This window comes from Rhizobium atlanticum, from assembly GCF_030182485.1.
GTDB lineage: Bacteria > Pseudomonadota > Alphaproteobacteria > Rhizobiales > Rhizobiaceae > Rhizobium.
In genome coordinates this window covers 197,502-217,770 of record NZ_JAQJCJ010000010.1, presented here as the reverse complement: position 1 = coordinate 217,770, position 20,269 = coordinate 197,502, and the positions used below count along the sequence as shown (strand labels likewise).

19 protein-coding genes are annotated in these 20,269 nt (G+C 60.6%); 13 read left to right on the top strand and 6 right to left on the bottom strand.

Annotated elements, in window-relative coordinates:
- Positions 1 to 55: 55 nt before the first annotated feature.
- The 5 genes from PH551_RS16730 (at position 56) to PH551_RS16710 (ending at position 4,109) form a co-directional block, all read left to right on the top strand.
- Positions 56 to 910, top strand: a complete 855-nt coding sequence (locus tag PH551_RS16730; protein ID WP_285193829.1) for a transporter substrate-binding domain-containing protein — start codon at positions 56 to 58, stop codon at positions 908 to 910.
- A gap of 81 nt (positions 911 to 991) precedes the next feature.
- The gene (locus PH551_RS16725) at positions 992 to 1,714 is read left to right on the top strand and encodes an ABC transporter permease (protein WP_285193828.1); all 723 of its coding nucleotides are present in this window, start codon (positions 992 to 994) and stop codon (positions 1,712 to 1,714) included.
- The gene (locus PH551_RS16720) at positions 1,714 to 2,454 is read left to right on the top strand and encodes an ABC transporter permease (protein WP_285193827.1); all 741 of its coding nucleotides are present in this window, start codon (positions 1,714 to 1,716) and stop codon (positions 2,452 to 2,454) included. The genes PH551_RS16725 and PH551_RS16720 overlap by 1 nt, the downstream gene beginning before the upstream one ends.
- Entirely contained in the window at positions 2,451 to 3,218 is a 768-nt protein-coding gene (locus tag PH551_RS16715) for an ABC transporter ATP-binding protein (RefSeq protein ID WP_285193826.1), read from the top strand. Before PH551_RS16720 ends, PH551_RS16715 begins: the two co-directional genes overlap by 4 nt.
- Positions 3,219 to 3,251: 33 nt before the next feature.
- On the top strand, positions 3,252 to 4,109 hold the full coding sequence (locus PH551_RS16710) for a transporter substrate-binding domain-containing protein (protein ID WP_285193825.1): 858 nt from the start codon (positions 3,252 to 3,254) through the stop codon (positions 4,107 to 4,109).
- A 79-nt stretch (positions 4,110 to 4,188) separates the two neighbouring features.
- Here PH551_RS16710 and PH551_RS16705 read toward each other — a convergent pair whose 3' ends face one another.
- A complete protein-coding gene (locus tag PH551_RS16705) occupies positions 4,189 to 6,501 on the bottom strand; it encodes an NADP-dependent malic enzyme (protein WP_097599202.1) in 2,313 nt (770 codons plus the stop codon).
- Positions 6,502 to 6,726: 225 nt separating this feature from the next.
- Here PH551_RS16705 and PH551_RS16700 point away from each other — a divergent pair, with 225 nt between their 5' ends.
- Positions 6,727 to 8,166 (top strand): FAD-binding oxidoreductase, encoded by a 1,440-nt coding sequence (locus tag PH551_RS16700; protein ID WP_285193824.1) that lies wholly within the window; start codon positions 6,727 to 6,729, stop codon positions 8,164 to 8,166.
- Between the two features lie 65 nt (positions 8,167 to 8,231).
- Here PH551_RS16700 and PH551_RS16695 read toward each other — a convergent pair whose 3' ends face one another.
- Both PH551_RS16695 and PH551_RS16690 read right to left on the bottom strand, forming a co-directional pair.
- A complete protein-coding gene (locus PH551_RS16695; RefSeq protein WP_285193857.1) occupies positions 8,232 to 8,981 on the bottom strand; it encodes a histidine phosphatase family protein in 750 nt (249 codons plus the stop codon).
- Positions 8,982 to 9,163: 182 nt separating this feature from the next.
- Positions 9,164 to 9,496 carry a hypothetical protein gene (locus tag PH551_RS16690; RefSeq protein WP_285193856.1) on the bottom strand — a complete coding sequence of 111 codons (333 nt, stop codon included), beginning with the start codon at positions 9,494 to 9,496 and terminating at the stop codon, positions 9,164 to 9,166.
- Positions 9,497 to 9,764: 268 nt separating this feature from the next.
- Between PH551_RS16690 and PH551_RS16685 the strand changes: the two genes are divergently transcribed.
- Positions 9,765 to 10,577, top strand: a complete 813-nt coding sequence (locus tag PH551_RS16685) for a UDP-2,3-diacylglucosamine diphosphatase (RefSeq protein WP_183700440.1) — start codon at positions 9,765 to 9,767, stop codon at positions 10,575 to 10,577.
- A 165-nt stretch (positions 10,578 to 10,742) separates the two neighbouring features.
- Positions 10,743 to 11,960, top strand: coding sequence for an MFS transporter (locus PH551_RS16680; RefSeq protein ID WP_285193823.1), 1,218 nt, complete (start codon positions 10,743 to 10,745; stop codon positions 11,958 to 11,960).
- On the opposite strand, the gene dgcA is transcribed toward PH551_RS16680, so the two are convergent.
- Positions 11,912 to 12,895 carry an N-acetyl-D-Glu racemase DgcA gene (gene dgcA, locus PH551_RS16675; protein ID WP_285193822.1) on the bottom strand — a complete coding sequence of 328 codons (984 nt, stop codon included), beginning with the start codon at positions 12,893 to 12,895 and terminating at the stop codon, positions 11,912 to 11,914. The two genes, PH551_RS16680 and dgcA, sit on opposite strands and share 49 nt — an antisense overlap.
- A 97-nt stretch (positions 12,896 to 12,992) precedes the next feature.
- On the opposite strand from dgcA, the gene PH551_RS16670 reads away from it, so the two are divergent.
- The 5 genes from PH551_RS16670 to PH551_RS16650 all read left to right on the top strand — a co-directional run bounded on the left by PH551_RS16670 (position 12,993) and on the right by PH551_RS16650 (position 18,427).
- On the top strand, positions 12,993 to 14,162 hold the full coding sequence (locus PH551_RS16670) for an MlaE family lipid ABC transporter permease subunit (protein WP_285193821.1): 1,170 nt from the start codon (positions 12,993 to 12,995) through the stop codon (positions 14,160 to 14,162).
- Between the two features lies 1 nt (position 14,163).
- Positions 14,164 to 15,009 (top strand): ABC transporter ATP-binding protein, encoded by an 846-nt coding sequence (locus tag PH551_RS16665; protein WP_085778360.1) that lies wholly within the window; start codon positions 14,164 to 14,166, stop codon positions 15,007 to 15,009.
- 8 nt (positions 15,010 to 15,017) lie between these two features.
- Complete coding sequence (locus PH551_RS16660; protein ID WP_285193820.1) at positions 15,018 to 16,388, top strand: MlaD family protein; 1,371 nt, start codon at positions 15,018 to 15,020, stop codon at positions 16,386 to 16,388.
- A 25-nt stretch (positions 16,389 to 16,413) separates the two neighbouring features.
- Positions 16,414 to 17,025 carry an ABC-type transport auxiliary lipoprotein family protein gene (locus tag PH551_RS16655; protein ID WP_085778358.1) on the top strand — a complete coding sequence of 204 codons (612 nt, stop codon included), beginning with the start codon at positions 16,414 to 16,416 and terminating at the stop codon, positions 17,023 to 17,025.
- A 148-nt stretch (positions 17,026 to 17,173) separates the two neighbouring features.
- Complete coding sequence (locus PH551_RS16650) at positions 17,174 to 18,427, top strand: sensor domain-containing diguanylate cyclase (RefSeq protein ID WP_285193819.1); 1,254 nt, start codon at positions 17,174 to 17,176, stop codon at positions 18,425 to 18,427.
- Between the two features lie 36 nt (positions 18,428 to 18,463).
- On the opposite strand, the gene PH551_RS16645 is transcribed toward PH551_RS16650, so the two are convergent.
- Both PH551_RS16645 and PH551_RS16640 read right to left on the bottom strand, forming a co-directional pair.
- Positions 18,464 to 19,339: a D-alanyl-D-alanine carboxypeptidase family protein gene (locus PH551_RS16645; RefSeq protein ID WP_285193818.1), complete on the bottom strand. Its 876-nt coding sequence runs from the start codon at positions 19,337 to 19,339 to the stop codon at positions 18,464 to 18,466.
- Positions 19,340 to 19,622: 283 nt separating this feature from the next.
- On the bottom strand, positions 19,623 to 20,183 hold the full coding sequence (locus tag PH551_RS16640) for a cysteine hydrolase family protein (RefSeq protein ID WP_285193817.1): 561 nt from the start codon (positions 20,181 to 20,183) through the stop codon (positions 19,623 to 19,625).
- Between the last annotated feature and the right edge of the window lie 86 nt (positions 20,184 to 20,269).

Here is a 20,269-nt window from a genome sequence, read left to right as displayed (position 1 = left end):
CGCAGCCATAGCAGAACTGACAGGTGGCCTTTGGCCGCCGAAAGGGGAACAGAAAATGAAAAATAGAAAATTGCCTGCCGTTTTGTTCGGCGCCATTGCCTTCCTGACTTCATTCGCTGCCGGCGCCAAGGACTGGACGCATGTCAAGGTCGGCATCGAAGGGGCTTTCCCGCCCTGGAACCTCATGGATTCCAGCGGCAAGCTGGCCGGCTTCGACGTCGACCTCATCAATGACCTGTGCAAACGCGCCAAAGCCGACTGCGAACTCATCGCAGGCGATTGGAATGCGATGATCCCGAGCCTCAATGCTGGAAAATTCGATCTGGTGATGACTCTCGGCATTAACGAGAAGCGGAAGCAGGTGGTCGATTTCACCGTGCCCTACGCGAGCGGGGTCGCGAGCTTCCTGCTTCTGAAGGACGGGCCGGTGTCCCCTCTGCCGATGGCCGGCGAGCGGCTGAATTTGAACGACAAGTCCAAGGCAGATCCGGTGATGGCCGCAATCGGCGAAGCCCTCAAAGGCAAGACGGTCGGCGTGGTCCAGTCGACCAGCCAGGAGCAGTTGATCAACGCCTATTTCGGATCCGACGTAACAGTGCGCGCCTACAAGAATTCCGGCGAGCGCGATCTCGATCTGAAGGCCGGGCGCATCGATGCAGGTTTCGATAGCGGCGTTTATGAAACCTCCGTGCTCGGCAAGCCCGGCAATGACGATCTGATGATGTCCGGCCCGCTGGTGAAAGGCGCGATGTTGGCTACCGAAGTCGCACTCGGCATGCGCAAGGGCGAGACCGATCTGAAGGCCAAATTTGATGACGCAATCAGGCAAGCCGCCAACGATGGCACGATCAGGCAGCTCTCGGAAAAATGGAGCAAGATCGACCTGACACCGACCTTTGACGCTCGTTAAGCGCCTTTTCAGCGCATCATGCTCAGCAGAGGCTATGACAATGTCAGTTGCTGTAAAAACATGCTCTTCCGGAGCAGCATCATGAGCCAGCCGGGTTTTTTTGAGCTTGCCGGCTTCGGTGCGGATGGCTGGGGCCATGCTCTTCTGGCCGGAGCGTGGATGACCATCCTTGTTGCAGTCGCCGGCTATGCCGTCGGCGCCTGTATCGGGACGCTTGGGGCATGGGCCAAGATTGCCGGCAACGGTTTTGCTCGCGCGGCCGCCGATGCTTATACGACGGTGCTGCGGGGCATTCCCGATCTGCTGGTCATCTACCTCTTCTATTTCGGCGGCAGCGCCGTGGTTACGGCGGTCGGCCGGCTTTTCGGCGCCGAAGGTTTCCTCGGCTTTCCGGGCTTTCTTGCCGGCTCCCTCGCCGTTGGCGTCACCTCCGGCGCTCAGTTCACGGAAGTGCTGCGAGGTGGATTCAGGGCGGTCCATCCGGGTGAGATCGAGGCGGCTATTGCCTGCGGCATGCCGCGCTGGCTTCGCCTGCGGCGGATCGTTGCGCCGCTGACCCTGCGTCACGCGCTTCCCGGTCTCGGTAATGTCTGGCAGGTCGTCCTGAAGGAGTCGGCACTGGTATCGATCACCGGTGTTGCCGAACTCCTGCGCCAGGCGCAGGTCGGCGCTGGATCGACCGGGCTGCCATTCGATTTCTACCTGATGGCCGGCGCGATCTATCTGATGATCTCGACAGTTTCGAGCATCCTTCTCCAGCAGGCGGAGCGGCGCCTGTCGCGCGGCGTGGGGAGGAGCGGATGATGGATTGGCAGTTTCTCAACGAAACATTTGTGAGCCTGGTCGCCGCAATTCCGCTGACGATCGAGCTTGCCGTGACATCGATCTGCCTTGGTGCCATTCTGGCCCTGTTGCTGGCGCTTGCCCGCCTCTCCGGCGTTGCCGCGCTCGATTGGTTCGCGCGGCTCTATGTCTTCATCTTCCGCGGCACGCCCCTGTTGGTGCAGATATTTCTTATCTATTACGGTCTCGGCCAGTTTCCAGCCGTGCGGCACAGCGCCTTCTGGCCGTTTCTCCGCGATCCTTACTGGTGCGCGGTGCTGGCGCTGACCTTGAATACAGCCGCCTACGCCAGCGAGATCATTCGCGGCGGCCTGCTCTCGGTACCGCACGGGCAAGTTGAGGCTGCCCGCGCTTGCGGCATGCATCGCTTCCTCATGTTTCGCCGGATCGTCCTGCCGCTGGCAATCCGGCAGGCATTGCCCGGATACGGCAACGAGATGATATCGATGGTCAAGGCGACGTCACTTGCCTCGATCATTACGCTGATGGAGGTAACCGGAGTCGCCGCCAAGATCATCTCCGAGACCTACCGGGCAATCGAGGTCTTCGTTGTCTCCGGGGCCATCTACCTCGCCCTCAATTTCTTGCTGACGCGTCTCATTCAATTCGCCGAGTACAGACTTAGCCCGCATTTGTGCGCTCCCGTTCCCGTCAGCCGAGAGAGCAGCACCATAGCGACCCCTGCAGGAGAGCATCGATGACGGCCACACCAATCGCACTCAGCGTGCGCGACATGCACAAGAGCTTCGGACCTCTCCAGGTCATCAGGGGCATCTCGCTTGATGCCCTGGAAGGCGATGTCGTTTCCATTGTCGGCTCGTCGGGTTCCGGGAAATCGACGTTCCTGCGTTGCATTAATCTGCTGGAAACGCCGGATTCGGGTGAAGTGACTGTCGCCGGCGAAACGATCTCGATGCAGCGCAACGCCGGCGGTGTGCATCGCCCGGCGGATCGAAAGCAGGTCGATCGTATCCGCTCTCGGCTCGGAATGGTGTTCCAGAGTTTCAATCTCTGGTCTCACAAGACGGTCCTCGAAAACCTTATCGAGGCACCGATCCATGTTCAGCGGCGTTCACGCGCCGAATGCATCGACGAAGCTGAAGCGTTGCTGGCCAAAGTCGGCATCGCCGATAAACGCAATTTCTATCCCGCTCATCTTTCCGGCGGTCAGCAGCAGCGCGCCGCCATTGCCCGCGCCCTCGCTATGCATCCAAAGGTGATGCTCTTCGATGAACCGACATCGGCGCTCGACCCGGAGCTTGTAGGAGAGGTCCTACGCGTCATGCGCGCCTTGGCGGAAGAAGGACGCACCATGCTGGTCGTCACACATGAGATGGGATTTGCGCGCGACGTTTCCAGCCGCGTCGTCTTTTTACACAAGGGCGTGGTCGAGGAAGAGGGCAAACCTCAGGATGTCTTCTCGAATTCGAAGTCGGAGCGCTTCCGCCAGTTCATCAATCAATAGTTCATCAAGCTCAATCAAGAAGGGGAACTCGGTATGAAATACCTGACCGCAATCATGGCCGCGATCACTATGGTCGCCAGCTTAGCCGTTTCGACGGCGGCACGCGCCGAGGAGAAGAACTGGACGCATGTGACGATTGCGACCGAGGGAGCGTTTCGGCCGTGGAACTTCACCAAGGCAGACGGTAGCCTTGACGGGTACGAAATCGAGCTGATCAAGTATTTTTGCGCTCATATGAAGGTCGAATGCACGACCGTGATCCAGCCTTTTGACGGCATGATCCCGGCTCTCAACGCTGGAAAGTTCGACGCAATCATTTCGGGGATGTCTGCAACCGCCAAGCGCGAGGAGGTCATTGCCTTCAGCGATTCCTACGGCACGACGGGTCAGACCTTTGCGACATTGAAAGACTCCCCGCTTGCCAATCTGCCTTTGAAGGGCGAGGTATTTTCGCTCGCCACCGATGAGGCCGGCACTGTGGCCGCGCTGAAGCAGATCGAGCCGTTGCTCAAGGGTAAGACAATCGGCGTGCAGACTGCATCGATCGCCGCGACCTTCCTCGACAAATATTTGAAGGGCGTCGTTGATGTCCGTGAGTACAAGACGACCGAACAGCACGATCTCGATCTTAAGGCCGGTCGCGTCGACCTCGTCATGGCCTCCATGGCATATCTTTCGACAGCGGCGGCAAAGCCGGGCAACGAGGATTTGATCGTCACTGGCCCTCGTTTCCAGGGCGGCATGCTCGGCCGAGGCAGCTCAGTTGGTCTGCGTAAGGAGGATACGAAACTCAAAGCTATGTTCAACGATGCGATCGCAGCAGCCAAGGCAGACGGCACGATCGTCAAGCTATCGCAGAAGTGGTTCGGCTTCGACGTAACGCCGAGGTAAAACGCGGCTGGATGCCAGCACTTGCGAAATATCTCGGCGAGTGTTGGTTATCCGTGAATCTCCTGGTCGCAATGCCGGCTTATGCCGGCTGCGATGCCTCGACGACGGCGAGCGCTGCCATGTTGACGACGCCGCGCGAGGTGACAGAGGGCGCGAGGATGTGCGCGGGCATGGCGGCGCCGAGCAGAATCGGGCCAACATGCAGGCCGTCGGTCATCGACTTGACCACACCGAGCGTGATGTTGGCGGCGTCGAGGTTGGGGAAGACGAGCAGGTTTGCCTCGTCGTGCAGCGTGGTGTGCGGCATGACGCGCTTGCGCAGCGCTTCGGTGATCGCGCTCTCGCCGTGCATTTCGCCGTCGACTTCGAGATCCGGGGCAGCATCGCGCACGAGCTGCAGGGCATTGCGCATTTTCGTGGCGCTTTCGGATTCGCGTGAGCCGAAGTTGGAATGCGAGACGAGGGCGGCGCGCGGGGTGATGCCGAAGCGGCGGATTTCCTCGGCAGCCATGACAGTCGCCTCTGCGATCTCTTCGGCGCTCGGATTGAAGGTGACGTAGGTGTCCGTGAAGAAGGTGGCGCCGCGCTGTGAGATCATCAGGCTGAGGGCTGAGAAATCGCGGACATCCTTGCGCTTGCCGATGATCTGGCGCACGTCGCGCAGGTGTTTCTCGTAACGGCCTTCGAGGCCGCAGATCAGCGCATCGGCCTCGCCGCGCCTCAGCGCCAGCGCGCCGATGACGGTCGTGTTGGTGCGCACGATGGTGCGGGCGGCCTCGGGGATGACACCACGCCGGCCGACGAGCGAGAAATAGAGATCGACATATTCGCGGAAGCGCGGATCGTCTTCCGGATTGATGACTTCGAAATCCTGCAACGGGCGGATGCGCAGGCCGTAGCGCTTGAGACGCGTCTCGATGACCTGCGGGCGGCCGATCAGGATCGGTTTTGCCAAGCCTTCCTCAAGCAGCACCTGGGCGGCGCGCAGCACACGCTCGTCCTCGCCTTCGGAGAAGATGACGCGCTTGTGTTCGGCTGCCTTGGCTGCCGTGAAGATCGGCTTCATGACGAAGCCGGAGCGGAAGACGAAACGGTTCAGCTGGTCGAGATAGGCGTCGAAATCCTGGATGGGCCGGCGCGCAACGCCGCTCTGTTCGGCGGCCTTGGCGACTGCAGGCGCGATGCGCAGGATGAGGCGCGGATCGAAAGGGGAAGGGATCAGATAATCGGGGCCGAAGACCGGAGTCTCGCCGGAATAGGCGCGGGCGGCGACATCGGACGGTTCTTCGCGGGCAAGCGCTGCGATGGCGCGCACGGCCGCCATCTTCATTTCCTCGTTGATCGTCTCGGCGCCGCAATCGAGCGCGCCGCGGAAGATATAGGGGAAGCAGAGGACGTTGTTAACCTGGTTGGCAAAGTCCGAGCGGCCGGTGCAGATCATCGCATCGGGACGCGCGGCGCGGGCGAGATCCGGCATGATCTCCGGAGTCGGATTGGCGAGCGCCATGATCAGCGGCTTGTCGGCCATTTGCGCCAGCAGCTCCGGTTTCAGGACGCCGGCGGCCGAGAGACCCAAGAAGACATCAGCGCCGCCGATATTTTCGGCGAGCGTGCGGGTGTCGCTCTTCTGGGCATAGACGGACTTCCATTCGTCCATCAGTTCGGTGCGGCCCTCATAGACGAGGCCTTCGATATCGTGGACCCAGATGTTTTCGCGCTTGGCGCCGAGGGTCACCAGCAGATTGAGGCAGGCAAGGGCGGCAGCACCCGCGCCCGAGGCAACGATCTTGACGTTCTCGATGGCTTTGCCGGCGAGTTCCAGCCCGTTCAGGATAGCGGCGGCGACAATGATCGCCGTGCCGTGCTGGTCGTCGTGGAAGACCGGGATCTTCATCTTCTCGCGCAGGCGCCGCTCGACCTCGAAACATTCCGGCGCCTTGATGTCTTCCAGGTTGATGCCGCCAAAGGTCGGCTCCAGCGATGAGACGGTCGAAACCATCTGCTCGACGCTCGCCGCATCGATCTCGATGTCGAAAACGTCGATGCCGGCGAATTTCTTGAAGAGCACGGCCTTGCCCTCCATGACAGGCTTGGAAGCGAGCGGGCCGATATTCCCGAGTCCGAGCACGGCGGTGCCGTTGGAAATGACGGCGACGAGATTGGCGCGCGAGGTATATTCGGCCGCCATTTCAGGGTTGTCACGGATGGCGAGGCAGGGAGCGGCAACGCCCGGCGAATAGGCAAGCGCCAGGTCGCGCTGGTTGCCGAGCGGCTTGGTCGCCTGGATCTCCAGCTTGCCGGGGCGGGGGTAGCGGTGGAAAAATAGCGCCTGTTCGTCGAGATCGCCGCCCGGTGCGTTCTTGTCCGTCTTGGATTTATCCTGGTGATCCATTGCCGCCTCCGTGCACGTCTTTTTCTGGAGTTCCCTCCATACATCAATCGGATACAGGCGACAGTATGGAAATGAGGGATGGGAGAAGTTTTCGCGAGACGGCGTTTCCTACTATGTCATTGGCAATCGCCGGTACTAATCCTTTTGGAAAACTTGTTTGACGCCTCGTGCGAGCGCAAGATGCGGCCCGCGACGGTGCGGGGCGCCGGTCGCATGGAGGAAATCATGGACAATTTGAACCTCACGACCCTGCAACGGGGTCAGACGACGGTCAACGACGTGGCCATGGATGCGTTTGCCGCCGGTTTTCGCGGCAGTCTCCTGACCAGCAAAGACATGAATTACGGCGAGGCGCGGGCGATCTGGAATGCGATGATCGATCGCCGGCCGGGTCTGATTGCGCGCTGCGCAGGGGCGGCTGATGTTGTGCGCGCAGTGCGCCTTGCACGCGATAACAATCTGCTGGTTTCAGTGCGCGGCGGCGGGCACGGCATTGCCGGCAACGCGGTCTGCGAAGGTGGTGTCGTCATTGATCTGTCGCCGATGAAGTCCGTGCGGGTCGATCCCGAGACGCGCCGCGCCAGGATCGAGCCGGGCGCGACGCTCGGCGACGTCGACAAGGAAACGCTGGCATTCGGACTGGTACTGCCAACCGGCATTAATTCCACGACCGGCATAGCCGGCCTGACGCTCGGCGGTGGTTTCGGCTGGCTCACGCGGAAATTCGGGCTGACCCTCGACAATCTGATTTCGGTCGATGTGGTGACAGCCAACGGCGAACTGGTGAAGGCGAGCGAGACGGAGCGGCCGGACCTGTTCTGGGCGCTGCGCGGCGGCGGCGGCAATTTCGGCGTCGTGACCTCCTTCGAATTCCAGCTCAACCCGCTCCAGCCCGAAGTTTTCGCCGGACTGGTCGTGCATCCCTTCGCCGATGCGGAAAACGTTCTCAGGGAATATCGCGAGGCGCTGGAAACAGCACCCGACGAGCTGACCTGCTGGGTAGTGATGCGCCAGGCGCCGCCGCTGCCGTTCCTGCCGGCCGATTGGCACGGCAAGGAAATCGTCGTGCTTGCTATGTGCTATTGCGGGGACATGGCGGCGGGCGAAAAGGCGGCGGCGAGGTTGCGCGGGATCGGAAAGCCGATCGCCGACATTGTCGGCCCGATGCCGTTCATCGGCTGGCAGCAGGCATTCGACCCGCTTCTAACGCCCGGCGCCCGTAACTATTGGAAGAGCCAGGATTTCGCCTCCCTTTCCGATGCGGCGATCGAGGTTCTCATCAATGCCGTGCGGAAGCTGCCAGGGCCGGAATGCGAAATATTCATCGGCCATGTCGGCGGCGCCGCCGGCCGCGTGCCGACCGAAGCCACGGCATTTCCACAGCGCAGTTCGCATTTCGTCATGAATGTCCATGCACGCTGGCGGGAAACCGAGATGGACGGAAACTGCATCGGCTGGGCGCGCGAACTTTTCGAGGCAACCAAGCCGCATGCTGTGGGCACTGCCTACATCAACTTCATGCCTGAGGACGAGACCGACCGGGTCGAAATGGCCTACGGTGCTAATTATGCGCGCCTTTCGGAAATCAAGCTGCGCTATGATCCGAACAATTTGTTCCGGATGAATCAGAATGTGAAGCCGATGGCGGCGGTGCGAGCTGCTTGAATAGATGAAGCGTAGAAGACCCCGCCCAAAACCGCTCCCCACAAGGGTCCCTCGTGGGGAGCGGTTTACCCACCACGCTTCGGCGTCATCGTCACGTCAGCGCCATAGGCATCGCGCAGCTTGTTCTCCTGTCCCGGCTGCCGGTCGGCGGCCTGGTGCAGCGGTATCGTGTCGTAGCCCTGCAAACGCGTTCCCTCGATCAGCGTAACGTCGGAATTCCCAGGATTGTCGGAGCGCTCGAACCAGTCGACGGAGTGGTGCAGGAAATTCATTTCGACCGCCCGGTTGGTGACGCCGTGGCCGACGATCGCGACGTTGTGGTCGCCGTTTTCGGCCTCGCGCATGACGGTCTGAAGGAAGAGACGCACCCGCTGCGCCACGTCCGCCCGGCTTTCGCCGTCCGGCGGCCGCGCATAGAACTTGCCGCTATTGTTGCGCAGCCTCGCCCATTTTTCGAACTCCTCGGGGAATTTCTGCTTCTGCTCGGCACGGTCGTAGATTTCGGTGAAGAGGCCGAAATCCTGCTCGCGCAGAAGATAATCTTCCCTGACATCGCCGACGAAGTTTTCCGGCAGCGCTTCGAGCAGCGCATCCTTGCTCTGGCGCGTGCGCAGAAAGGGCGAATACCAGATATGCAGCTTCTGGAATCCCTGGCTCGGCAGCCCTTTGAGGTACGAAGCGATGACAGCGCCTGCCTCAGCCGCCTGGCGATAGCCCCATTCAGTCAGCGGCACATTATGATCGCCGAATTGGCGGTAGGCCTGTTCGTTGATGTTGCCGAGGGATTCGCCGTGGCGAACGAGAAAGAGACGCATCGGCCATCCCGCTTTGTCGGACATGGAATCGTTGTCATCATGAACGCGCCCGATCGGCAGGGCAATATTGCCGGCCGAAAAGGGGCGTAGCGTCTGGTCGCCGCTTGCCCCCAATCCGCTTGGCCCGTCGATCTTGTTCACTCGGTTCCAAATCGAGAAGCGAGAGAGCGTCTTCGGGGCTATCAGCGGCCCTGGAAGATCTTGATGAGTTTTGGCGTAAACCGGTGAGCCTTGATGTCGAGCAGATCCTGATACGTAGCGCGACCGGAGATCGCGGCCGTCAGATATCGCTGGCAGGCGATCCTCGGAGCGTCATTGTCGGAGACGTTTGTCACGATCCCCGCGGCGCGCCGCGCATTTGCATCGAAATCCTTTGTGCACACTTTGACGAACTCGTTTCTCGCTCTCGCGCTGCCTTGCAGTAGCGTGACTGTCGCATCATAGTCCTGCTGCGTCGGTGCACAGCCGGCAAGCAGTGCCAAAGAAATCATTATTGTCGCGGTTCGGGCGCGCATCATCAATATCCCCCAGGTTACGCCTTGATCGGCAGCTGCTGTTAATTTGATTCTCGGCATGCGGGAAAGATCCAGGACCTCGCGGCGAGAAATTATAATAATCGGATTTCTGATATCGCTATTGCGAGCTTCGATGGGATCTGCGTTTACCATCCAGACGGAACGGCGGGTTGGCAGGGCTTTTCCCATCTTGTCATCTTCCTGAAACACGAGTCTGGTTTTGGAAGGCTAGATGAAAGATGGGGCACGAGCACTGTTCGTGACAGACATGATGGAACCCAGACATTTCCGCACGCTCTTCATTTCCGATGTGCATCTCGGCTCGAAGGCCGCGAAGGCTGATTTCCTGCTGGATTTCCTGCGCTACCACGAAGCCGATACGATCGTGCTCGTCGGCGACATCGTCGACGGCTGGCGCCTGAAGCGCAGCTGGTACTGGCCGCAGGTCTGCAACGACGTCGTCCAGAAACTGCTGCGTAAGGCGCGCAAGGGCACGCGCGTCGTCTACATCCCCGGCAATCACGACGAATTCCTGCGCGACTTCCCGGGCATGCATTTCGGCGGCATCGAGGTCGTCGAGCGCATGATGCATGACGGCGCGGACGGCAAGAAATACCTGATCCTGCACGGCGACGAGTTCGACGTCGTTGTCCGCAACGCCCGCCTGCTCGCCTATCTCGGTGACTGGGCCTATGATACGGCAATCCGCATCAACATCTTGCTCGCCGCCGTACGCCGTCGCCTTGGCATGCCATATTGGTCGTTTTCCGCCTGGGCGAAGCTGCAGGTCAAGCATGCGGTCAATTTCATCGGCGAGTTCGAACGCGTCGTGGCTGAAGAGGCGCGCAAGAGCGGAGCCGACGGGGTGATCTGCGGCCACATCCACCACGCCGTCATCCAGGAGATGGACGGCATCCGTTACATCAACACTGGCGACTGGGTGGAAAGCTGCACAGCGGTTGCAGAGCATGAGGACGGCACGTTCGAACTGATCACCTGGCGAGCGCTTGCTAGCGCAGTGCCGGCGCTTACCGCAGTCGAGCGTCTCGAAGAGGCGGAACTCGCCGCGCAGGCAGCGTGATTTTACAGCCGGCGCAGTCGCGGCGGCTCGCCAGCAATTTAGCCGTTACCGCGAGGTAACAGGCCCAATTTATTTTCTAAAACGTTTCCGGACGGCTATTTCTCGCAATGGTCGCCCCCCGCGGTGGTGTGTTAGGAAAACATCTAGTTTCCTTCAGGTCCACCGATGATTCCCGCTCAACATTCTCCGGGTGAGGGAGCGCCGCCGCGCTTCCGGCTGCTCAGCGCGCTGTCCTATTGCGCGCCGCTGCTCGTCAATGGCGTCGTGCTGCCATTTTTCCCGGTCTGGCTGCAAACCCATAGTTTCAGTGACCGTGAAATCGGCATTATTCTCGCCATACCGATGGTGGTTCGAGTCTTGGTGGCACCTGTCGTCGCCATGGTGGCCGACCGCATGAAGGAGCGCGCCACCGTGCTGCTCTGGTCGGGTGGCCTGTCGCTGCTGACGGCGATCGCGCTTTACTGGACGACCAGCTTTTGGCCGGTGACAATCGTCTTCGCGCTGCAGGGCGCCACCTTTGCGCCCTATGTGCCCGTGGTCGAATCGATTGTCATTTCAGGCGTGCGCCGCTGGGGGCTCGATTATGGGTCGATGCGCGTATGGGGCTCGATTGCCTTCATCGTCTCGACGCTCCTCGGCGGTCAGCTGATCGGCCGGGGGGGCGGCGGCATGGTGCTCGTCGTCATGGTGTTCGGCTTCACGATGACGGTGGCGATGGCGATCTTCTGTCCGCGGATCGGGCCCACACGGCGGCGCGGCCAGCCGATCGACCTGCCGGCCGCCACCGGCAGCGGGTTGCGCGAGCCACATTTGCTGCTGCTCCTGATCGGAGTTGCCATCCAGCAGTCGAGCCACGCGGTGCTCAATGCTTTTTCCTCGATTTATTGGCATCAGCTCGGCTTTTCCGGCACCGAGGTCGGCTTGCTCTGGAGCGCCGGCGTTGCTTCGGAGGTGACGGTGTTCTTTCTGTCGAAGCGTCTCAATCGGCGCTTCAATGCCTGGACATTGATCCGCTTCGGCTGCGCCATCAGCGTCTGCCGCTGGATCCTGTTTCCCATGAATGCCGGCTTTGCCGGCTTCTTCCTGCTGCAATGTTTCCACGGCTTCACCTATGCCTTCGTGCATACCGGCGTGCAGCGGAGAATCGTGGCGACGGTGCAGGAAACGCAGGAGGCCTCGGCGCAGGGCGCCTATTTCTTCTATGTGGGCATGGCGATGGGGTTGATGACCATCGCTTCGGGCTACCTCTACGCCTGGCTCGGCCTTGTCAGCTATTACGTCATGGCGCTCGTCGCGCTTTCCGGCCTCGGGCTGGTCATCTCAGCCTACTATCTTCAGCCCCAGAGGGTGCTTTCCGGCGGAAAGACCAGGGAAGCGGCGTAGCGCAGGCCGGGTTGGCGGTCGCGGGCAAGCAGCAGCGGGCCGTCGAGATCGACGAAATCGGCATCCTGCGCGAGCAGCATGGCTGGCGCCATCGCAAGCGAAGTGCCGACCATGCAACCGATCATGATCGAAAAGCCGAGCCTCTCCGCTTCGGCCTTCATCGCCAAGGCCTCGGTGAGGCCGCCTGTCTTGTCGAGCTTGATATTGATCGCATCATAACGGTCGGCAAGGCTTGCGAGGTCTCCGGTGTGATGCACACTCTCGTCGGCGCAGACGAGCAGCGGGCGGCGGATTTCGGCAAGCAGCGCATCGCGGCCTGCCGGCAACGGTTGCTCGACGAGGGCAACGCCCGCCTCCGCGGCGATCTGCAGATGACGTTCCAGCACCGCCTCCGGCCAGCCCTCATTGGCGTCGAGAATGATCGCAGCATCGGGTGCGGCCGCGCGGACTGCGCGGATGCGGCTTTCATCGTCGCTGGTTCCCACCTTGACCTTGAGCAGAGCGCGACCGGCATGTTCGCGCGCCTGCGCGGCCATCACTTCCGGCTCGCCGAGCGAGATGGTGTAGGCTGTCGTGAGCGGTTTGAGCGCCGTGAGGCCGAGGCGGGCGGCGACCGTTTGGCCCGTCCGTTTTGCTTCGAGATCCCAGAGAGCGCAATCCACGGCGTTGCGTGCGGCACCCGGCGGCATCGCCGACAAGAGGTCGTCGCGCGAAATGCCGGATTCGATCAGCGGGCGCGCTGCCTCGATCTGGGCCAAGACGCTCTCCATGGTCTCGCCGTAGCGGCGGTAGGGCACGCATTCGCCGTGCCCTTGCGCGCATTCTTCCGTGACTTCGCAGCTAATGACCTCGGCCTTAGTCTTTGCGCCGCGCGAGATGGTGAAGGTCCCGGCAATCGGAAAGGAATTCATCTGGATATCGAGGGTGCGCGGCATTATTGCTATCCTGCGAGCATGGAAATTGGACGTTGCTTCTGTATATTGACGCGCCGGCGGCGATCCGCTTCGCGAGTCGGCAATGTCGCCGTAAGCCTTGAAAGACACAAGTATCTTGAACGCCGAGAATCGCAACGCCGCCTCACTGCAAGTGGACGACCGGCCAGATGGTTCGGGGCAGCATGTTCGTCTCAGCGGCAATTGGCGCAGCGCCTATGTGCATCTTGTGCTGCGCGACTTCGAAAAGCTTCGGCGAGAGAAGACCGGCAATCTGACGCTCGACCTCTCTGATATATCGGAGATCGATACCGCCGGCATCTGGCTTCTTTGCCGGCTAAAGAAGGAGGAGGAAGCAGCCGGGCGCACGGTGCGCTTCGTCGGCACCAATCCGCATATTGATGAAATGCTGGAGATGTTTTCCGAGGAACCGGCCAAACCGGAGCCGGAACAGAAGGAGAAGGTCTCGCTTGCCGCGCGCATCTTGGCGCCGATCGGCAAGATGACTTACGATATCTGGGATAATCTCGCTGCCTCGATGTATATCCTGGGTTCGGCGGTGCGCGGCGCTCAGATGAAGCTCGGCCGCGGCAGTGGCGTCTCGCCGGCCTCCATCGTCAACCAGATCGATCATATGGGGGTTCGCGCCGTTCCGATCATCCTGCTGATGTCGTTTCTGATCGGCGCGATCATCGCCCAGCAGGGCGCTTTCCAGCTGCGTTATTTCGGGGCGGAGGTTTTCGTCGTCGATCTGGTCGGCATTCTGCAGCTGCGCGAAATCGGCGTGCTGCTGACTTCGATCATGATCGCCGGGCGCTCCGGCAGCGCGATCACGGCTGAAATCGGCTCGATGAAGATGCGCGAGGAAATCGACGCGCTGAAGGTGATGGGGCTTAACCCGATCGGCGTATTGATCTTCCCGCGGCTGGTGGCGCTGACCATCGCGCTGCCGCTTCTGACAGTATTGGCGAATTTCGCTTCGCTGGCGGGGGCTGCGGTCGTCGCCTGGGGCTACTCCGGTATCACCTTCGCCAATTTCCTGGCGCGACTGCACGAGGCGATTACCCTGTCAACCGTGCTGTCGGGCATGATCAAGGCGCCATTCATGGCGCTCGTCATCGGCATCGTCGCCGCCGTCGAAGGGCTGAAGGTCGGTGGCAGTGCGGAGTCGCTCGGCCAGCACGTGACGGCCTCGGTGGTGAAGGCGATTTTCGTCGTCATCCTGATGGACGGGCTTTTTGCGATGTTCTATGCAGCGATCAACTTCTAGTATGGCGGGCAGGGTGGACGAGCAGCCGATCGAAAGCGAAGGACGGGGCAGGGATGTCGTGCTTTCGGCGCGCGACGTCACCGTCGCCTTTGGCTCCAAGGTGGTGCTCGACAAACTGAATCTCGATATCTATCGCGGTGAGATCCTCGGCTTCGTCGGTGCTTCGGGCACCGGCAAATCGGTGCTGATGCGAACGGTGCTGCGGCTGCTGCCGCGCCGCTCCGGCACGATCAAGATCCTGGGCCAGGACTTCGACGAGCTCAACGAGCCGCAGCGCAACGCGCTCGACATGCGGCTCGGCGTGCTCTTCCAGCAGGGCGCATTGTTTTCGTCGCTGACTGTCAAGGAAAACATCCAGGTGCCGATGCGCGAATATCTCGATCTGCCGCACTCGCTAATGGATGAGCTGGCGCATCTGAAGATTCGCATGGTGGGCCTCGCGGCCGATGCCGCCGACAAATACCCGTCCGAACTCTCAGGGGGCATGATCAAGCGCGCAGCTCTTGCCCGCGCGCTGGCGCTCGATCCGGAGCTCGTCTTCCTGGACGAGCCGACCTCCGGTCTCGACCCAATCGGCGCAGCCGAATTCGACGAACTGATCGCCAACCTGCGCGATAGTCTCGGACTGACCGTCTATATGGTGACGCACGATCTCGACAGCCTGTTTTCGGTTTGTGACCGTATTGCCGTGCTCGGAAAGAAGCGAGTAATGGTGGAAGGCACGATCGACGACATGCTGGCCTATGACGATCCGTGGGTGCAGGCCTATTTTAGAGGTAAGCGAGCACGGTCGATCGTGCCGCAGGACAATGGCGCGCGGCACGGCAACGGCAGCGGCGGGAAGTGACCGGATAGATGGAAACCAAAGCCAATTACACGATTGTCGGTTTTTTCACGGTGCTGGTGATCGCGGCCGCCTTCGGCTTCGTCTACTGGATGGCCGAATATGGCCGTGGCGGCCCGATGACGGAGCTGATCGTGCGTATTCCAGGCTCGGCGAACGGGCTCAGCGTCGGCTCACCGGTGCGCTTCAACGGTATCCAGGTGGGCTCGGTGCAGACGCTGTCGATCGATGCCGACGATCCGCAATATTCGCTGGCCTTCACCCAGGTGCGCACAGACGCACCGATCTACCCCTCCACCAAGGCCGCGCTTGAAATTCAGGGCCTGACGGGGGCCGCCTATATCGAACTGTCGGGCGGCCGCAAGGGTGAGGAGAGTATCCTTAAACATGCGATCGAAAACGGCAAACGCGCCGTTATCGTCGCCGACCAGTCGAGCGTCACCAATCTCCTGGCGACCGCCGATAAGATCCTTGATCGCGCCAATGACGCGGTTGGCGAACTTCAGGGTTTCATCGAAGATTCGCGTGCTCCGCTGACCCAGACGTTCAAGAATGCCGAAACCTTTTCGGATGCGCTGGCCAAGAATTCCGACAATATCGACGCCTTCCTGCAGAGCGTCGGTGAGCTCTCCAACACGGTGAAGGCGGTTTCCGGGCGTGTCGATTCGACTCTTCAGGCGGTGGAATCGCTGGTCAGGGCCGTCGACGCGAAGAAGGTCGATAATATCGTCTCCAATGCCGAGAAGATCACCGCCAATGTCGCCGATGCCTCAGGCGATCTCAAGGGCGCGATCAAGAAGTTCGACGAGACGGCCACCACCTTCAACGATTTCGGCAAGCAGGCGCAGGCAACGCTCGACCGCGTCGATACGCTCGTCGCCCAGATCGACCCGGCGAAGATCAAGGGTTCGGTCGACGATATTTCGCAAGCCACAAAGGATGCGCGTGCGGCAGTCGCCTCGATCCGCGACGTCGCCAATACGGTTTCGTTGCGCCAGAAAGATATCGACCAGACGATCCAGGACGTGTCGCAGCTTGCCAACAAGCTGAATTCGGCTTCGACACGCATCGACGGCATTCTCATCAAGGTCGATGCGCTGCTTGGAACCGACAACACGCAATCGCTGTTCGCCGAGGCGCGCGATACGCTGGAATCCTTCAAGAAGGTGGCCGATAATCTGAACTCGCGAATCGGTCCGATCGCCGATAATCTTCAGAAATTCTCGAGCGGCGGCTTGCGCGACGTGCAGACCCTCATCAACGACATGCGCGGAACCGTGAGCAATCTCAACGATACGATCAGCAACTTCGACCGCAATCCGCAACGCCTGATCTTCGGCGGGGACACGGTCAAACAGTACGACGGCCGGACGCGGCGTTAACAGGGAAAGTCAGGGGTAGCCCAGTATGGTCGCATCGCATCTGTTGTCGCGCCGTTCGTGGATCAGGGGAACGGCGATCGCGCTGCCGCTGACTGCGTTGATCCTGTCGGGCTGTGGCACTTCAGCCAAGAACGATACCTATGATCTCTCTGCGGCCGTCGATGGCGATGGACCTGCTGCCAAATCCCGCCAGATCCTGATTGCCGGCCCGACGGCACTCAGATCGCTCGACAGCGATCAGATCGTTATCCGCGTCTCGCCGTCGGAAATCCAGTATCTGTCGCGGGCGCAGTGGGGCGACAAGCTGCCGCGCATCGTGCAATCGAAACTGGTCGAGGCCTTCGAGAATTCCGGAAAGCTCGGCGGCGTCGGCATGCCGGGGCAGGGGTTGGCGATCGATTACCAGATCGTCACCGATATCCGCGCATTCGAAATCGACGCCTCGAGCGGCAACCAGGCGGTGGTCGAAATCTCCGCCAAGATTCTCAACGACCGCAACGGCTCGGTGCGCGCCCAGAAGGTGTTCCGCGCCATGACGCCGGCCGGCGGCGACAACGTGGGCTTCGTCAAGGGTCTCGACCGCGCCTTTTCGACGGTGGTGTCGGAGATCGTCGGCTGGACGCTGCGCGCAATCTGAGATTGCGTTTTCGCGGGTGCAGCTTGGAAATCAAGGGTTGCCGATACGGAAAAAATATTGGCGCCACGAGGTTGAGGCGTTCATCGTATTAAATTTATTCATGAATTTGTGGAAAGCGTCGTGTTAGCGCTGTCAGGAGGCATGCTGCATGGTGGTCGCACGAGTATTCGGAAAGTCGTCATCTGAAGCGGTTCAGCGAGAAAAGGAACGGCTGGCAGCGTTGCAGCAACTCGATCTGCTCGACACGCCCAAGGACGAAGGCTTCGAGCGAATCGTCCGCCTTATAAAGCAGGTATTTTCCGCCGACATCGGCATCGTGTCGCTGATCGATGCGCACCGGCAATGGTACAAGGCCTGTTCCGGCATGTCGGGCGACGAGGTCTCGCTCGAAGACACATTCTGCCGCTACGTGGTGGACTGTGACGAGCCTGTCATCGTTCCTGATGCCAGCAAGGATTTGCGCTTTGCAACGCATCCTGCTGTCACGGGCGCGGACCATATCCGCTTTTATGCCGGCGTTCCACTCAGAACGAAGGCCGGCCACATGATTGGAACCGTGTGCGCCATCGATCGCCGGCCCAGATCGTTCGGCAGCAAAGATCTTTGTATTCTCGAGGAATTGGCGGGAGCAGCGATGGACCGCCTCGAACTCATGCAGTCTGCCGCTACCGACAGCCTGACCGAGGCCATGACGCGGCGAGCTTTCAAGCAGGAAGCCGATCAGCTGATTTCCCTCGCGCTGCGCCATCAGCATGACCTGTCCTGCATCGTTTTCGACATCGATCATTTCAAGAAGGTGAACGATGGGTACGGGCATGCCGCAGGTGACGCGGTTCTCAAGTCGGTCGCATCGATCTGCAGGGCGACCCTTCGCGCCGGTGATTTGTTCGGCCGTATCGGGGGTGAGGAATTTGCCGTCGTTCTGCCGCATGTCGATCGGGAGAGAGCGGCCGCCGTCGCCGAAAAACTCAGAACCGCCATCGCCTCGCAGGTCATTTTCGGCGATCACGGCTCGCTGACCGTCACGGCAAGCCTCGGAACTTCGGCGCTATCTATCGTCAGCAGAGACATCGAAACACTGCTCGCTCAAGCTGATGCGGCGATGTATCAGGCAAAACAGGGCGGGCGCAATCGCTGCGTCTCATGGAGTTCCATTCACGCCGATCACGCCATTGGCGCGCGGCGGCGCGTGCTGAAGGCAGGCTCGATCCTATTTAACGACCGGCGCTCGACTATCGACTGCACCGTCAAATCGATCGGCGCGGAGAGCGCAGGCATTTCGGTTTCGAATACGGCGGGCATCCCCTCGGAATTCACTCTTGCCATCAAGGGCGAAGGTTTCGAAACCAATTGCCGAGTGATCGCGCAAGACCGGCAAAACCTGGAAGTGGCTTTTCGGTAGCAAAACGTGTCGCCATCCTTCAACGTCGCATGCCGGTTACTTCGTCGGCTGCGCATCCGTCATCGTCGCTGCAGGCTGGCTGCCTGGCGTGGTGGAGGCGGTGGCGGTGGGCGATGACGGCAGCGTGCTGTCGAGGAGGCTCGCCATCTTGTCGTCGCGCAGGCTTGCAGTCTTTTCACCCATGACGACGCCGACGACGCGGCGGCCATCTTTCAGCGCCGAGGTCACGACATTGTAGCCTGAGGCATCGGTATAGCCCGTCTTGATGCCATCGACGCCGTCATAGCGGTACATCAGATTGTTGTGGCCGCGCAGTTTCATGCCCCGGAACTTAAAGCCGCGCATGGAGAAGAGCTTGAACTCCTCGGGGAAGTCCCGCATCAGCGAGACGCCCAGGGTCGCCATATCACGCGCCGTGGTGACCTGCTCCGGATCAGGCAGGCCCGAAGGGTTCTTGAAAACCGTATCATTCATGCCGAGTTGGTGCGCCTTGTCGGTCATCGTTCTGGCGAAGGTCTGTTCGGAGCCGCTGAGATGTTCGGCGATCGCCACGGCAGAATCGTTGGCGGACAATACCACGATGCTTTCGACAGCTTCACGCAGTGTCACCTGGCGGCCGGCGCCAATAGCGAGTTTGAAGGGCTCCTTGCTCTCGGCATTTTCCGACATGGTTAGCTTCTGGTCCCAGCTGAGACGTCCCTCGTGCAGCGCCTCAAAGGCGAGATAAAGCGTCATCATCTTGGTCAGCGACGCGGGATAGTTGAGATCGTCCTGGTTGGAGGCTTCAAGGACCTGACCGGATTGCGCATCAATCACAAAGCTTGCCTGACCGGCCTCAGCCGGAATGAAATCGCCCATCAGCAGGGTGAACGAAAGCGCGATGGCAAGAAGCCGGGATGTCGTCGTGGTCATCGGTATTGCTGTCTCTTTCGTTGCGCGGCCGAGGAGCCGTTGGCTTTAAACGCAAGCGGATCGAAAAAGTTTGTGACGGAATGAAGGAAGGCGGGCAATAAAAAAGGCCTATCCACAGATGATACCTTTTGTCTCGGCCCCTGGATATATGGCGACTGGGGCAGAGGCCGATCATGGTCGATACGGCTGCGAGGGATGTGCCTGAGATCTACTAGGCTTTGGTCGTCACGTTTAGGACCGAGCGCTTGCTTCCGATTTGATGTCAGGTGTTGTGGCCAGACCTTTATGAAAAGCAAATATCGACGGCGGGGCGGACCTTCACCGTCGCGTCGCCCGCATCGAAACCGTCAAGCGTTTCGTTGTGGTGGGCGACAATCTCGGAGAAGGTGAGGGTCGCCGTGTCGCCGGTTGTGTGGCCGTCGGCAACCAAGGTTACGTCATAGCCGAGCGAAACGGCCCGCCTGACGGTCGTGTCGACGCAGAATTGCGACATGCAGCCGCCGACTATGAGATGTGTAATCGAACGTTCTTGCAAGCGGTCGGCAAGATTGGTCCCGAAGAAGGAGTCGGCGCTTTTCTTGCGCACGACGATCTCACCTTTTTGCGGCGCAATCTCCCGACGCAGCGCCCATCCCGGCGTGCCCACGGCCAATCGATGACCGCTGTCGCCATCATACTGCACCAGCACGACCGGCACGCCGGCCTGTCGCGCTTTTTCCTTGAGCAACGCCAGCCGAGCAACGGTCTCATCAAGTGCGGAATCGACCTCGGGCTGGCGCTCCGGCGTTGCCTTTCCGGAGAGAATTGCATTCTGTACGTCGATAATCAGGAGGGCCTTGGTCATCTTGTTCGCGGTTCCAGGCTGGGGAGAAGATCACACCCCCGGCATCAGTGAAAGCCGCCTGACACATGTTCAGGCGGCTTCATTTC